General features: G+C 70.3%; 10 protein-coding genes. 7 read left to right on the top strand and 3 right to left on the bottom strand.

All coding sequences use genetic code 11. The features are described from left to right. Positions 1-92 precede the first annotated feature (92 nt). From BM290_RS15055 to BM290_RS15035, 5 genes are read left to right on the top strand one after another with little or no spacing between them, the layout of a single operon-like run. Positions 93-593 carry a hypothetical protein gene (locus BM290_RS15055; RefSeq protein WP_093614302.1) on the top strand — a complete coding sequence of 167 codons (501 nt, stop codon included), beginning with the start codon at positions 93-95 and terminating at the stop codon, positions 591-593. Then, the gene (locus tag BM290_RS15050) at positions 593-2173 is read left to right on the top strand and encodes a hypothetical protein (protein WP_203779350.1); all 1581 of its coding nucleotides are present in this window, start codon (positions 593-595) and stop codon (positions 2171-2173) included. The genes BM290_RS15055 and BM290_RS15050 overlap by 1 nt, the downstream gene beginning before the upstream one ends. Then, positions 2170-3576 (top strand): vWA domain-containing protein, encoded by a 1407-nt coding sequence (locus BM290_RS15045; RefSeq protein WP_093614300.1) that lies wholly within the window; start codon positions 2170-2172, stop codon positions 3574-3576. The genes BM290_RS15050 and BM290_RS15045 overlap by 4 nt, the downstream gene beginning before the upstream one ends. 25 nt (positions 3577-3601) lie before the next feature. After that, complete coding sequence (locus BM290_RS15040) at positions 3602-4714, top strand: ATP-binding protein (RefSeq protein ID WP_093614298.1); 1113 nt, start codon at positions 3602-3604, stop codon at positions 4712-4714. After that, positions 4711-7497, top strand: coding sequence for a DUF5682 family protein (locus BM290_RS15035; RefSeq protein WP_093614296.1), 2787 nt, complete (start codon positions 4711-4713; stop codon positions 7495-7497). Before BM290_RS15040 ends, BM290_RS15035 begins: the two co-directional genes overlap by 4 nt. A 143-nt stretch (positions 7498-7640) precedes the next feature. On the opposite strand, the gene BM290_RS15030 is transcribed toward BM290_RS15035, so the two are convergent. Both BM290_RS15030 and BM290_RS15025 read right to left on the bottom strand, forming a co-directional pair. Continuing rightward, positions 7641-10541: a carbohydrate binding domain-containing protein gene (locus tag BM290_RS15030; protein ID WP_093614294.1), complete on the bottom strand. Its 2901-nt coding sequence runs from the start codon at positions 10539-10541 to the stop codon at positions 7641-7643. Positions 10542-10778: 237 nt separating this feature from the next. Then, positions 10779-11435, bottom strand: coding sequence for a TetR/AcrR family transcriptional regulator (locus BM290_RS15025; protein ID WP_239143555.1), 657 nt, complete (start codon positions 11433-11435; stop codon positions 10779-10781). Between the two features lie 77 nt (positions 11436-11512). Between BM290_RS15025 and BM290_RS15020 the strand changes: the two genes are divergently transcribed. Then, positions 11513-12967 (top strand): DHA2 family efflux MFS transporter permease subunit, encoded by a 1455-nt coding sequence (locus tag BM290_RS15020; RefSeq protein ID WP_093614290.1) that lies wholly within the window; start codon positions 11513-11515, stop codon positions 12965-12967. Here BM290_RS15020 and pnuC read toward each other — a convergent pair. Continuing rightward, positions 12874-13581 (bottom strand): nicotinamide riboside transporter PnuC, encoded by a 708-nt coding sequence (gene pnuC, locus BM290_RS15015; protein WP_093614288.1) that lies wholly within the window; start codon positions 13579-13581, stop codon positions 12874-12876. The genes BM290_RS15020 and pnuC overlap by 94 nt on opposite strands. A gap of 15 nt (positions 13582-13596) precedes the next feature. On the opposite strand from pnuC, the gene BM290_RS15010 reads away from it, so the two are divergent. Next, positions 13597-14490: a magnesium transporter CorA family protein gene (locus tag BM290_RS15010; protein ID WP_093614286.1), complete on the top strand. Its 894-nt coding sequence runs from the start codon at positions 13597-13599 to the stop codon at positions 14488-14490. Positions 14491-14508 lie beyond the last annotated feature (18 nt).

The following is a 14508-nucleotide window of genomic DNA, read 5'->3' as shown; positions in this document are numbered from 1 at the left end:
GCTGCCGGAAAACACCTCCTCACCTCGGTCGACGCGGTTTTGTCGTACCGGTGGGATAGAACTTCGGCACCTGTTCGTGAGGAGGTCTGGTTGTGACAAGCGGAGGTGTCGCCTACGAGCGACGCAGCGCCGCGCCGGTCATCGCGCCGGTGCGGCCGCGCAAGCTGGCGAAGGTGCCGTTCGTGGAGCTGGCCGACGGCCGGCTGCAGGGGGTGGTGTCCAGCGGTTCCGACGTGGAGCGGGTCTACGTCTCCTCGATCACCGCGGGCGACCACGGCCTGAGCTGCAACACCAACAACAACCGGCCGTGCGGTGGCCTCTCCGGCGGCGCCCACGCCTGCAACCATCTGCGCGCCCTGGCCGACGCCGCCGTCGCGCAGTACGGTGTGGACCGCGTCGCCCGCTACCTCAAGGTCGCCCTCGCCGACGGCGACGACGACCTCTGGTCCGGGCTGCACCCGACCACCGCCCCCAACCGGGCCGCCGAGGTGTTCAGCGGGTTCCTGCGCCACCTGGCCTACCTGGAGGTCCCGGCCACCGCCGAGCCGCTGCCCGAGCTGCACTGGTTCCCGGCCGCCGGGGCGGTGCGCTGATGCTCGCCGACGCGCTGCGCGCCGCACCGCCCGGTGTCGGCGAGGCGTTCACCCTGATCGACGGCCTCGACGACGTGCTGGTTCACGGCCTCGCCCGGATCGACGAGGAGCGCGCCGCCGCCCTGGAGTCGTTCGCGGCCGCCTTCACCGGCTCACCGCTCGCCGAGCGGGTCACCGACTCGATCGGCAAGATCGTCGCCGGCACCGTGACCGATGATCACGTGGCCGTCCTGGCCGGGGCCCGCGCCGCCCTGACCGGCGCCGCGCACGACGCGCTGCTCGGCGGGCTCGACGCGGCGCTCGGCCGGTCCCGCTTCCCCTGGCCCACCTCCACCGGGGACGGCTCCGCACAGCCCGCCGCCGGTGGAGTCCCGGCGCCGTCGCCCGGCGGTGGTGGCTCGGCGGTGTCGCTCGCCGGTGGTGGCTCGGGGCTGTCGCCCGGCGATGGTGGCTCGGGGCTGTCGCCCGCTGGTGGTGGCTCGGGGCCGCTGCCCGCTGGTGGTGGCTCGGGGCCGCTGCCCGCTGGTGGTGGCTCGGGGCTGTCGCTCGCCGGTGGTGGCTCGGGGCCGTTGCTCGCCGGTGGCCGGTCGTGGCTCCGGGAGCTGGCGCTCGCCGGCTGGCGCGGGGTCGACCACGAGCTGGCCGGTGGCGGCGCTCGCGCCGTCCAGGCGCTGCTCGCCGAGCCGTCCGGGCGCCGGCTGGCGGTCCTGCTCGACGGATTCGCCGCCGAGCTGCGCAGCGCCGCCCCCGTTGCCACGCTCGACCGGATCCCGGTGCGCCGTTGGGCCGACCTCTGGGCGCGGGCGGTCCTGCTGTCCCAGGACGCCTTCCCCGCAGCCGCGGCCACCCCGGCCGACGGCCGCCTCCTGTTCCTCGGCGTCGACCTGCACGAGCACCCGACGGTCTTCCGGGCACAGGGGCACGGCCTCCTGGAGACGCCCGGCGGCGAGGTGCGGCTGGTCCGGGTGAGCGTGGCCGCCGCCAAGGTCGACACGATCAGCGGCCCGTCCGCGTGGCGGATGCTCTCCGCCTTCCCGGTGTTCCGGGCGGCGGTGGCCGGTCAGCGGACCGTGGAGATCACCGGCATGCCGCTCACCCCGGCCGGTGACCTGCTCTGGGACGAGTCGCGGGCGGTGCAGGGCGAGCCCGCCGACCCGTTCGCGGCCGCCCGGGTCCGGCTCGGCGGCGTGACCGCCCCGGCCGTCGCCCCGCTCGACCGGCATCCGGCCGCCATCGCCGAGCCGGTCCTGCTGGAGGGCTACACCCCCGGCGCGGAGTCGTTCGAGCTGGGCGGTGTCACGCTCGCCGTCGACACCGACCGCCTGCCCGAGGCCGGCCCGATCACTCCGGCCCTGGTCGCCGCCTCGACCGCCTGCCTGGGCCTGCTCCGGTGGGATGCCGGCCGCTGGGCGGTGCAGCCGCTCGCCGTGCAGGCGGTGGTCCGCAAGAAACCGGTCGCCGCGCACACCGGCGACTGGGCGCTCGGCCCGACCGAGGCCAAGGCCGCCAAGGCCGAGGCCGCCGCCGGCACCGCCGTCGACGTGCTGCGCGAGCGCGCGGGAAGGCTGCTGCGGAAATGAGCGCTGCGGAGACCCGCCGTCAGGTCCTCTACTGGCGGCTGCTGGCCCGGCTCTTCGACCCGGAGGAGCAGGCCACCCTCGAATCGGGCAGCATGGCGATCGTCGACGACCTCGGTCTACCGGCCGCGCTGCTCGACCCGTCCGTCTCGGTGGACACGGTCGTGCAGCGCTTCCCGCAGCTGGAGGCCGAGTTCGACGGGCTGATGAGCGATCCCGGCGACGACCGTGACGGCGAGGTCCGCCGCGCCGCCCTGGTGTCGAAACTGTTGCTCAACGTGTTCGCCACCGGCTCCGGCAACGTGACAGCCGAGCAGCTGCAGCGCTGGCAGGCCGACGCCGGCTGGTTCGAGCGGGCGATGGGCTGCGAGCCCGGCCAGTTGCGCGGGCGGGCGGCCGCCGCCGGTGCGGGCGCGGGGTCCGGCTCGGGCATCGGCTCGGGGCCTGGTTCCGGCGCCGGTGCGGGCTCGGGACGCGGCGCCGGTGCGGGCTCAGGTCTCGGCGCCGGTGTGGGATCGGGGCTCGGCGCCACTCTCGCCGGGATCGAGGGCGACCTGGTCAGCCGGATGCGGCTGCGTGAGGTGCTGGCCGACAACCGGCTGGCCCGTCAGCTCACCCCGAGCATGTCGCTGATCGAGCAGCTGCTGCGCGACAAGGACAATCTGGACGGTGTGGCGCTGGCCAACGCCAAGGCGCTGATCCGCCGGTTCGTCGACGAGGTGGCCGAGGTATTGCGTACCCAGGTCGCCCAGGCCAGCGCCGGCACGATCGACCGGTCCGTCCCGCCGAAACGGATCTTCCGCAACCTCGACCTCGACCGCACCATCTGGAAGAACCTGCCGAACTGGAGCCCCGAGGACGAGCGGCTCTACGTCGACCGGCTCTACTACCGGCAGACCGCGAAACGGATCGAGCCGGCCCGGCTGATCGTGGTGGTGGACCAGTCCGGGTCGATGGTCGACGCGATGGTCAACTGCACCATCCTCGCCTCGATCTTCGCCGGGCTGCCCAAGGTCGACGTGCATCTGGTCGCCTACGACACCAGGGCCCTCGATCTCACCCCGTGGGTGCACGACCCGTTCGAGGTGCTGCTGCACACCAAGCTGGGCGGCGGCACCGACGGCACCGTCGCGCTCGACCTGGCCCGGCCCAAGATCACCGATCCGCGGAACACGGTGGTCGTGTGGATCTCCGACTTCTACGAGTGGCAGGAGCAGGCCGTCTGGGACGGCATGCAGGCCGTGCACCGGTCCGGGGTCAAGTTCATCCCGGTCGGTTCGGTCAGCAGCGGCGGCCACCAGAGCGTCAACCCGTGGTTCCGGCAGCGCTTCAAGGACCAGGGCACCCCGGTCCTGTCCGGCCACATCAAGAAGCTCGTCACCGAGCTCAAGAACTTCCTCGTCTGATCTCTCACCCTAGGAGACCGTCCCCATGAGTGACATGCTGCGCGCCCCCGCCGAGGTCAAGTACGCGGAGGAGCTGGACTGGCTGGAGTCGGTCGACGACGGCCCGAAACCGTTCTCCTGGCGCCTGAGCCCCAAGATGGTCCGGCTGTTCATCCTCGGCTCCGAGCGCGCCGACGGGCTCGACCGCGAGATCGCCCCGAAATGGTTCGGCGACCGCAGTTTCGTCGAGCGGTCCATCGTCACCCTCGCCTCCGACCGGGGCCTGCTGCTGATCGGCGACCCGGGCACCGGCAAGAGCTGGCTGGCCGAGCTGCTGTCCGCCGCGATCAGCCGCAACTCGACCCTCGTCGTGCAGGGCACCGCCGGCACCACCGAGGACCACATCAAGTATTCGTGGAACGTCTCGATGGTCATCGCCAAGGGGCAGTCCCGAGCCTCGATGATCCCGTCGCCGATCATGACGGCGATGGAGACCGGCGTGATCGGCCGTTTCGAGGAGCTGACCCGGTCCACCAGCGACGTGCAGGACGCGCTGATCTCGATCCTCTCCGAGAAATACGTGTCGATCCCCGAGCTCGACGACGACAACATCGTCTTCGCCAAGCCCGGGTTCAGCATCATCGCCACCGCCAACAGCCGTGACCGGGGTGTCAACGACCTGTCGTCGGCGCTCAAGCGGCGGTTCAACTTCGTCCGCATCCCGGTCGTGACCAACAAGAAGAGCGAGGCGGAGATCGTCCGTTTCCGGACCGAGGAGCTGCTGCGCCGGCACAACATCGAGCTGGAGGTGCCACCCACCCTGCTCGACGTGCTGCTGCAGAGCTTCGCCGACCTGCGGGCCGCCGCCGCCTCGGCCGGCAGCGACGACGAGCGCCTGGAGTCGGCGCTGTCCACGGCCGAGCAGATCGGTGTCCTGGAGGACGCGATCCTGCACAGCAACTTCTTCGGCGCCCGTGCCCTGACCTCGGAGACCCTCGCGTCGTCGCTCGTCGGGTCGCTGGCCCGGCGCAGCCCGGAGGACCTGGCGATCCTCAACAAGTACTGGCACGGCGTGATCGAGCCGCGCAGCCGGGAGCAGAGCGGTGAGTGGGACGGCTTCCTCTCCGGCGGCCGCAAGGCGATCGCGACCCTGTCGTGAGCAGCCCCTTCGATCCGCTCCGCGACCAGCTGCTGAGCGCGGCCGAGTCCCTCGCGGACGGGCCGGCCGCGCTGCCGGAGATCCTGGCCGGGATCGTCGACGACGTCGACCACGCGCTGCGTGAGCCGCTGGAGATCTTCCCGGTCTGCCACCACTCGCCCGCCTCGGCGCTGGCCATGATCCGGCGACTGAGGGAGAAACAGCCCAGGGTGATCTACCTGGAGCTCTGCGAGGACCTGCAGCCACTGCTGACCGAGCTGCGCAACTGCCGGCTGCCGGTGGCGCTGCAGGCCTTCGCCTCCGAACTGGACGGTTTCCCCAAGGAGTCGGCCCCGCTCTCGGTGATCGCGCCGATCACCGAGGCGTCCGCCGAGTATCAGGCGATCTCCTACGCCCTGGACACTCCCGGCGTCGAGCTGGTCCTCGTCGACCGGTCCACCGACCACGTCTTCCAGTGGCAGCCCGACGTCTCGTCACCGGCGGACATCCCCGAGCCGGAGGCCGATCTGCACGGCGACGCGGTGGGCGTGGAGATCGGCGACCTGCGGCCCCGCTTCGCCGAGCTGGAGGAGCACCTGCTGCACCACGGGCGGGTGCGACACTGGTCGGAGTGGTGGGACCAGTATGTGGAGCAGCCGCTGGCCGGGGCCGACCATGAAACGTACCGGCAGGTCATGGTGCTGATCGGCAGCCTGTTCCGGCGGCTGGCCCCGCACGACACGAAACGGTATGCCGGTGACGAGGACCGGGAACGCTACATGTGGACCCGGATCCGGGAGCACCTCGGCCGGTCCGGCGCCGACCCGGCCGACTGCCTGTACATCTGCGGGGCGTTCCACGCGGCCAGCCGGGTGCCGGAGGCGGGCTCGGACCCCGGCGCCCCGGACTTCGCGATCACCCCACGAACCGGCACGACCTGGCTCTACGGGTTGATCCCGTCCAGCCACTCGGCGATCGAGTCCCAGTTCGGGCTGGCGCCCGGCTCGGTGTCGATCGCGGCCTCCACCTGGCAGAAACAGTTGCAGAAACTGCGGCTCACCCCGTTCCGGCTGGAAGGGCAGAAAGGCGCCCGGAAAGCGAAGAAGGCACTGCCGCTCCCGGTCGCCGGCGGCGGGCCCACGGTCGACCACCTGACCGGCTATCTGGCCGGCCCACCGGCGCTCGACGGGCTCGACGAGGAGGAGCTGCGCGGCTGGTGCGTCGACATCGTCCGGCTCGCCCGCCGCAACGGGTATCTCGCCAGCACCGCCGACGCGATCGCGGTGTTCGAGACGTCGGTGCTGCTCGCCGGGATGCGCGGGCGGGTGCGGCCGACGCCGTACGACTTCCAGGACGCCGCGGTCACCTGCATCGAGAAGGACACCGTGCCCGGCCGTCGCGACGTGCGGCGCCTCTGCGAGATCCTGCTCGGTGGCGACCGGATCGGGCAGGTCGGCTACGAGGCGCTCCCGCCGCTGGCGCGGGACCTCTACGACCGGCTCGCCCCGCTCGGGCTCGACCTCGAACAGCGCAGCATCCAGCGGGCGCTGCTCGACCTGGCCGCCCGGCCCGAGCTGGCCGCCTGCTCGGACGTGCTCTGGATGCTGCGCTACCTGCTGCCCGACCAGGCGGTCCGCCCGATCATGGGCAGCCGCAAGCTCGGTGAGAAGCACATCCAGGAGAGCTGGGACCTCGATCTGGGCCGCAACCAGCGGGCCGTCATCGAGCTCGGCTACGAGGGCGTCACCCTCGAACAGGTGCTGGAGCAGCGGCTGCGCCGGGACGCCTGGGATCCGAAGGCGACCGCCGCGACCGCGCTCAAGGCCGTGGAGAGTTCGCTGCTCTTCCTGGAGAGCCCGCGGCTCACCGACGAGCTCGGGGCCCGCGCGATCGAGTTGCTGGCCGCCGAGCGGACCGTCGACGACGCCCCCGACGTGCTGCGGCGGATCCGCCGGCTGCTGGGGCACTACCGGGCGACCACGCCGGTGCTGCCGGGGTGGTGCGGGCGGTTCGTCACCGAGGGGTATGCCCACTACTGCACCCTGCTGCCCACCGCGTTCGTCGACGAGGAGACCGGCGTGCGGCAGGTCGGGGCGATGCTGGGCTTCCTGTTCAGCATGGAGAGCCTGGCGCTGTCACTGGGCTGCGACCGCACCCAGCTGGAGATCGCGGTCCGGCAGTCGCACCCGGAGTCCCCGGCCAAGATCGCGCTGCTGTGGGCGGCGCTGCACCAGCTCGGGGCCCTCCCGCTGGCCGACCTCCGTGAGCGGGTCGCCGAGTTGCTCGGCAACCCGCTGGTGGTGCCGTCGTTCCCGCAGTATGTGAGCGGTTTCGTGCAGGCGCTGGAGCCGGTGCCGAGGCTGGCGCCGTTCGTGGTGGAGACGCTGTCCCAGGCGTTCGCGCGCCTGCCCGACCCGGTGCTGCTGCCGTGGCTGCCGACCCTGATCGTCACGCTGAAACGGCAGGCCGCCGAACTGGTCCCGGTCCTGACCCGGGAGGCGGGCCGCACCTTCCCGGGGTCGCTCGCCGCCCTCGACTCGTGGACGGCGCCGTGGAACGCCCCACCTCGTGCCCGGCCGTCCGCGGTCCCGGCGGGGCTGAGCGGCCCGTCCGGCGCGGCCGGTGCCGCGGCGGTGTTGCTGGCGGCCAACCCGGTGGCGGCGGACGCGGCAGCGGCCATGCTCGGCTGCGAGGGCGAGTGGACACCCCTGGCCGCCGAAACCGGCGACACCGCGGCGGTGACAGCGTTGCTCACGTCCCACCCGATCACGGCGGAGGCGGTTGCCGTTCTCGTCGGCGTCTGACAGAGCCCGGAGGAGCCCGTGCCGCTCCGGAATCCGGTCCGGCGTCGGCCCCTGCGTTACACGACTTCCAGGGGCTCGACCGGGAACGGGCGCGCCGGCCGGGGCCTGGCCCCGGCCGGCGCGGTGTGGGGGATGGGGTGTGGTTACTTGAGGTAGGTGGTGGCGGAACCGATCTTGCCGGGCGCCGGGGTGGCGCTCGTCGAGAGGACGTAGACGCGCAGGTTGCCCTTGGCGTTGAGGTCGATGGTCAGGGAGCCGCCGGTGACGGTCTTGGCGTCGCCGGTGACCGCGTCGACGTAGGTGCCGTTGGGGATGCCGGTGAAGGTGGCCCCGTTGGAGACCGCGATCAGCGCGAAGCTGTCCACCCCACTGGCGGTGTAGCGGCGCTTGTAGGCCATGTTGCCGCTGACACCTTCGGTGGAGTATTGGCCCATCTGCAGGGCGGGGACCGCCCGGCGGATCTGGTTGAGTCGCTGCAGGTGTTTGACCAGGGGCTTGGACAGCGTGGTGGCGACCTGGCCACTGGCCGAGCTGACCACCCCGTAGTCGCCGGCGGTGACGCTGCCGGCGATCTGGCTGCCGTAGTAGGCGCGGCCGGTGGTGGCGAGCGGGCAGGTCGGGCCGCAGTCGATCTGCTTGCCGGCCTGGAACTCGATCTCCGATCCGTAGTAGAGGGTCGGGATGCCGCGGAACGACCACATCAGCGACATGTTCTCGGCCCACGCGTCGGTGCCTTCGGCGTAGCGGACCGACGACTTGTTGGGGCCGTAGTCGTGCGAGTCGACGTAGACGACGTTGTAGGTGGCGTCGTTCACCGAGTCGTCCGAGTCCTTGCCGTTGTGGTAGGCGTTCGACGCGTCACCGAAGTTCATGTGCATGCGCATGTCGATGATGTTCATGCCGGAGAACTTGCTGTGGTCGGGGGTGTGGTAATTGTTGCCCGACAGGAACGCGTTGGTGCTGGTCGGCTGATTGCCCGTACCCAGATTGTTCTCGTAGTCGAATTGTTCGATCGCCGCCGTGACGTCGTCGGACGAGTAGGTCGCCCGTTCCTTCCAGGTGAAGAACTGGGCGGAGTGGTTGACCGAGCCCCGGTTCCACTTGTCGTTCACGAACGCCGCGACCTCACCGAAGATGTAGAAGTCCCGGGCCTTGGTGGCGCCGTACTTCTCGGTGAGGATCTCCTGGAATGCGGGGAGGAAGCGGCGGTTCCAGGTGACGCGGGGGATGTGCACGGCGGTGTCGATGCGGAAGCCGTCCACGCCCATGTCGATGTATTTCTTGTACGCCCCGATCAGATAGTCCTGGACGACGGCGTTCTCGGTGTTGAAGTCGGCGAGGTCCTCGTGCAGCCAGCAGGATCGCGCGTCCTCGCCTTCCCAGTTGCCGATCCAGCACTGGTGGTAAAGCGTCGACGGGAACATCTTGTTGGTCGGCTGCGGCCACTGGCAGTTGTAGAGCGCGTATCCCTCGGCGCTCTTGCCGCCGGTCGCCACTCCGTAGTCGGGGCAGGTGTTGCCGGCCGGCGGGGTGCTGCTCCACAGGTCGCCGTTGTAGGTGCGGCCGGCCGGGTTCTCCTCGAGCGGGTTGTAGGTCTTCCCGGCCACCTTCTCGCTGTAGTACCAGCTCCACTGGCTGTCCCGTACCCCGTATGCGGTGGGGGTGTAAAGGCCGTTGGCGCCCCAGCGGGAACTGTGGTTGAGGACGATGTCCTGGTAGATTTTGAGGCCCTTGGCGTGGGCCGCGTCGATCAGCTGCTGGTAGGACGCGCCGTCCGACTCCAGCCGCGGGTCGACCTCGTAGAAGTCCCAGCCGTGGTATCCGTGGAAGTCGTAGTCGGAGCGGTTCAGCACGACCGGCGTGATCCAGATGGCGGAGAAGCCGAGCCCCTTGATGTAGTCGAGCTTGTCGACCAGGCCCTTGAAGTCGCCGCGGAACATCGGGTCGTCGTTGGCCGCGTTGCCGGATTTGACGTGCTGGCTGCCGCCGCGGTTGTTGGTGCTGTCGCCGTCGTTGAACCGCGCGGTGAGGATGAAGTAGATGCTGTCCTTGCGCGGGTCGCCGCCGAGCATCTCGCCGCCGGCCGGGGCCGGGGCGGCCGCGCCCGTGGTGACGGTCTTCGAGACGGCGGCGGAGAGGTTGCCGGCCGCGTCGAGTGCCTGCACCTGGTACGTGTAGGCGGTGTTCGCGCTCAGCCCCCGGTCGGTGTATCCGGTGGTCGAGCTGCTCAGCACGGTGCCGCCGCGGGTGATCCGGTAACCGACGACGCCCACGTCGTCGGTGGACGCGGTCCAGCCGAGGGTGACAGTGGTGCCCGCCGCGGTGGCGGTCAGGCCGGTCGGCGCGGTCGGCGCCGTGGTGTCGGCGGGCGCGGTCACGCACGGGCTGGTCGCGTTCGCGGTGACGACACCGCCGTTGACGGTGATCGTGCCGGTGCCCAGGGTGTAGTTCTTGCCGGCGTTGTTGTCCCAGGTCCCGGAGCCGTTGTTGAAGGTGGCGGCCCAGGTGGTGGCGGCGCCGAGGCTCACGGTGCGGCGGACCCAGCCGGTGCAGGCCTCCTCGTTCATCACCACGCCGGGGACCGTGGTCCAGGCGCCGCCGGTCGGCGCGTAATGCAGGTACGTCGTGGTCCAGGCGGTCCGGTAGTAGACGGTCGCCGAGTTGCTCGCGGTGGCGCCGCACGGGACGGCTGAGCCGACCGCGCCACCGGAGATCGTGACGGTTCCCGTACCCACGCTGTAGTTGGCTCCTGAGTTGTTGTCCCAGGCGCCGGCGCCGTTGTTGAAGACCACCTGCATGCCGGTGGCGCTGCCGAGGTCGAGTTGCTTGACATACCAGCCGGCGCAGCCGCTGTAGGCGCTCATCGCGACGCCCGGCGCCGTCGTCCAGGAGCCGCCGGTCGGCGCGTAGTGGATGTTCACCGTCGACCAGGACGTGGGCGCCTGGTAGTAGACGGTCACCGTGGTCGCCGCGCGCGCGGCGGGCAGTTCGGTGAGAAGCAGCAGGGGTACGGCGCAGAGCGCGGCCAGCACTCTGCGGATCATTCGGGACACGGGGCCTCCAACCACCTCGGGGACGGGCGGTGTAACGGGGGAGATGCGGGGTTAGCGAGTCGGTAATCCCGCGTTCACATGACGTGGAAGCTAGCAACTTCTTTCAATTTCTGGAAGCCTCTGCCGTCTGCTTGCAAGAAGATGCACTGAGATGCGTCGATCTGTCCGGTGGTGGAAAGCAGAAGAGGCGTGCCGCGTCGTGCGGCACGCCCCTTCCGTGAGATCGGTCTATCTCTTGGCCATCGCCTCCACGCCGGCGACCAGCAGGTCCACGGCGAAGGAGTAGTAGTGCTCCAGATCGGGCTCGTCGCGATAGGACTCGGCGAGCCGGATCATCATCGGGAAGCGGTCGGCGGGCATGCCCTCGAGCTGCACGCGCTTCTGACGCCGCCACTCCGTCTCGTGCCCGGCCGGTGTCCCCGGCGGGCAGGCCGGCTGTCCGCTCACCGCGCCGATGCAGCCGTTGAGGAGATGCATGGCCACCCAGTAGCCCTCTTCGACGGTGAACCCGGCGTCGCTCAGCAGTGCGAGAGTGTCGTTCGTCGCACGGTTGAAACTCTCGGTCTGTGTCTTGTCCACAGCGTGCAACAGGGTCGGCAGGGACGGGTGCTCCCGCATCACCCCGACCACCGTCTCGACGACCCTGCGTAGCCGTTTCTGCCAGGGATCCTCGGTGTTGCGGTCAGCCCGCACATCGGTGAGCACGTGGTCGACCATGCCCAGGAGCAGCTCTTCCTTGTTCTTGAAGTGCCAGTAGAGCGCCATCGGAGTGACGCCCAGCTCCTTGGCGAGGCGACGGACCGTGACGGCGTCGAGCCCCTCCTCGTCGGCGAGGCGGAGCGCGCGGTCGGCCACGGCGGCCTTGGTCAGTCGATCACCGGTCACTTGACAACTATACGACGTACGGGTCTCATGTACGAGGTACATGTACACCGTACAAGTACGTCGTACAGGGGGATCTGATGGAGAAGAACCGACGGTGGTGGGCGCTGGTCGCGGTGGCGCTCGGCACCTTCATGACCTACCTCGACAACAACGTCGTCAACGTGGCGCTGCCGTCGATCCAGCGGGACCTCGGCCTGAGCATCGCCGGACTCGAGTGGATCACCAGCGCGTACATCCTGGTCTTCGCCGGGCTGCTGCTCGCCGGAGGCCGCGTCGCGGACGTCCTCGGCAACCGCCTCGCGTTCGTCGCCGGCCTGGTGATCTTCACCGGCGCCTCGGTCGCCGCCGGGATCGCCGACGGTCAGAGCCTGCTGATCGGGGCCCGCGCGGTCCAGGGCGTCGGCGCGGCGCTGCTGGCTCCCGCGTCACTGGCGCTGTTGCAGGAGCTGTTCCCGAACCCGAAGGAACGGGCCACCGCCATCGGCGTCTGGGGCGGGGTCGGCGCGCTCGCCCTCGCGGTCGGTCCGTTCACCGGCGGCGTGCTCAGCGAACACGTCTCGTGGGGCTGGATCTTCCTGATCAACCTGCCGATCGGCATCGCCACGCTCGCCCTGACGCTGATCAGCGTGCCGCGCCGGCCGATCCGGGACGGGTGGTCGCTGCGGCGTTTGGATCCGGCCGGCCTCGCCTCCTCCTCACTCGGGCTGTTCGCTCTGACGTACGCCCTCATCGAAGGGGATGCGGAGGGCTGGACCTCGCCGCTCATCCTGGGATCATTCGCGGTCGCCGCCGTGGCGGCATCGGTCTTCGTGCTGCTGCAGAACCGCAACGCCGACGCCATGATGGACCTCCGGTTCTTCCGGTCCCGGATGTTCTCCGGCGGCCTGCTCTCGATGGGCCTGTGGGCCTTCGGTGTCTTCGGCATCTACTTCTACATGGCCATCTACCTGCAGAACGTTCTCGGGTTCACGCCGACCGAGGCCGGTGCAGCGTTCATCCCGATGGCGATCATCACCGCGGCCGGCGCCGTCCTCGCGCCACGCCTGGAGATCCGATTCGGCGTGGCCCGGGTGACCGCTTTCGGTCTGGCCGTGATGGCCGCGGCGATCGGCGGCATCGCCGGGTACGGCGAGGGCACCACCTACCTCGACCTGCTGCCCTGGTTCCTGCTCTACGGCGTCGGCGGCGGCCTGCTGGTCCCGCTGAACACCGTGGTGGTCGACGCGCTGCCGCCGGAGCGGGCCGGCATCGCCTCCGGCATGCTCAACGTCTCCCGTGAGGTGTTCGGCCTGCTCGGCGTCACCGTCCTCGGCGCGATCCTGAGCAACCGGACCGAGGCGGCCGGCGGCGACTTCCTGGCCGGCTACCAGTTCTCGCTGGTGGTGGCCGCGCTTCTGGTGGCCGCCGGAGTGCCGGTCAGCCTGTGGATGCTCCGCCGTCAGGCAGTGGCCGGAGCCGGGGCGGTCGACGGCGAGACGGTCCGGGAGATCCGCAGCCACACCACGAAACCCCAGATGACGAAGAGCGCGTAGACCGCGTAGAGGATCGCCGACGGGTAGTAGCCGAAGTGCAGCAACTCGGGCACCCCGACCAGGTCCACGGCGATCCAGCACAGCCAGAACTCGACCCAGCCCCGGGCCATCGCGTAGGTGGCCAGCATCGATCCCACGAAGATCCACGAGTCCGCCAGGTAATACCACCAGGGGACCGGGAACCCCGCGCCGATCTCGCGGAAGACGACGAAACAGACGCCCACCGCGACCAGGGCGAGCGGGAGGAAGACCAGGCGCTGCCGTGGGCTCGCCCAGTGCGGGACCACGGCGGTGCCGTGGTCCCGCCGCCGGTTGCGCTGCCACGCCCACCAGCCGTACACACTGGTGATCAGGAAGAACACCTGACGGGCGGCCTGACCGTAGAGCGGGGTGCCCTGATCGTTGCCGACCGCCTGGCCCAGGAAGACGGTGAAGAGCAGGACGTTGCCGACGATCCCGACCGGCCAGGCCCACGCGTTGCGGCGCAGACCGAACAGCGCCGAGCCGAGCCCGAAGGCGTTGCCGACGATCTCGCGCCAGTAGATGGCCTGACCGTCGGTCACCTGCCACTTGGCGTTGTAGAAGACGGTCAGCAGGTGATCGATCCAGGTCACGGCTTATCCTAGGCCGTGACCTCCCGCCTGTACGTCGACGACCCTGGCGTGGTGCTCTGGTATGACCTCGACGACCCCTCCGGCGACGAGCTGCGGGAGCTCGCGACCCGCTTCGGCCTGCACCCGCTCGCCGTCGAGGACGCGCTCCAGGAGCACGAACGGCCCAAACTGGACCGGTACGAGAACCACCTGTTCCTCAACGTGTACGCCGTGGACTTCGACGACGAGCCGCGCAAGACCGAGATCAGCGCCTTCATCACCCCGCAGGCCCTGATCACCGTGCACCGGGCGCCCTTCGACATGCAGCCGGTGCGGGACCGGTGGGCCGACGGCGAGCGGCCACCCGGCGGCGTCGACTTCCTGGTGTACGCGTTGCTCGATCTCGTGGTCGACACCCACTACCGGATCACCCAGCGCATCGACGAGGCGATGGACTCCGTCGAGGACCGGATGCTCGGCGACGGCCCGGCGCCCCGCGACGTGCGGCGCCGCGGCTTCACCCTGCGCCGGCACCTCGCCGCTCTGCGCCGTGCGGTCGCCCCGATGCCGGAGGTGGCCCGGTCCCTGGCCGGCTCCCTGCCCGGCGGTGATCGACTCGAGCCGTACTACCGGGACGTCGAGGACCACGCCCGGCACGCCCTGGATCTCATCGAGCACTCCCGGATCCGGATCACCGAACTGCTCGACGACGACCTGGCCGAGCAGAGCAACGAACTCAACGTGGTGACCCGCAAACTCGCGGCGTGGGCCGCGATCATCGCGATCCCCACCGCACTGACCGGCTATTTCGGGCAGAACGTGCCCTACCCCGGATACGACGAGTGGTGGGGCTTCGTCCTCAGCACCGTGCTGATCGTCCTCTCGGCCACCGGGCTCTACCTCTACCTCAAACGGCGCGGCTGGCTCTGAGCCGAACCGGTTAAGCCC

Source organism: Actinoplanes philippinensis (assembly GCF_900113015.1).
GTDB lineage: Bacteria > Actinomycetota > Actinomycetes > Mycobacteriales > Micromonosporaceae > Actinoplanes > Actinoplanes philippinensis.
This window is presented reverse-complemented; position numbering and strand designations above follow the sequence as displayed.

What these genes read in the sequence shown, in the direction of transcription:
- BM290_RS15050 (WP_203779350.1), top strand. Translation starts at nt 593, where the DNA reads ATGCTCGCCGACGCGCTGCGCGCCGCACCGCCCGGTGTCGGCGAGGCG.
- BM290_RS15045 (WP_093614300.1), top strand. Translation starts at nt 2,170, where the DNA reads ATGAGCGCTGCGGAGACCCGCCGTCAGGTCCTCTACTGGCGGCTGCTG.
- BM290_RS15040 (WP_093614298.1), top strand. Translation starts at nt 3,602, where the DNA reads ATGAGTGACATGCTGCGCGCCCCCGCCGAGGTCAAGTACGCGGAGGAG.
- BM290_RS15030 (WP_093614294.1), bottom strand. Translation starts at nt 10,541, where the DNA reads ATGATCCGCAGAGTGCTGGCCGCGCTCTGCGCCGTACCCCTGCTGCTT.
- BM290_RS15020 (WP_093614290.1), top strand. Translation starts at nt 11,513, where the DNA reads ATGGAGAAGAACCGACGGTGGTGGGCGCTGGTCGCGGTGGCGCTCGGC.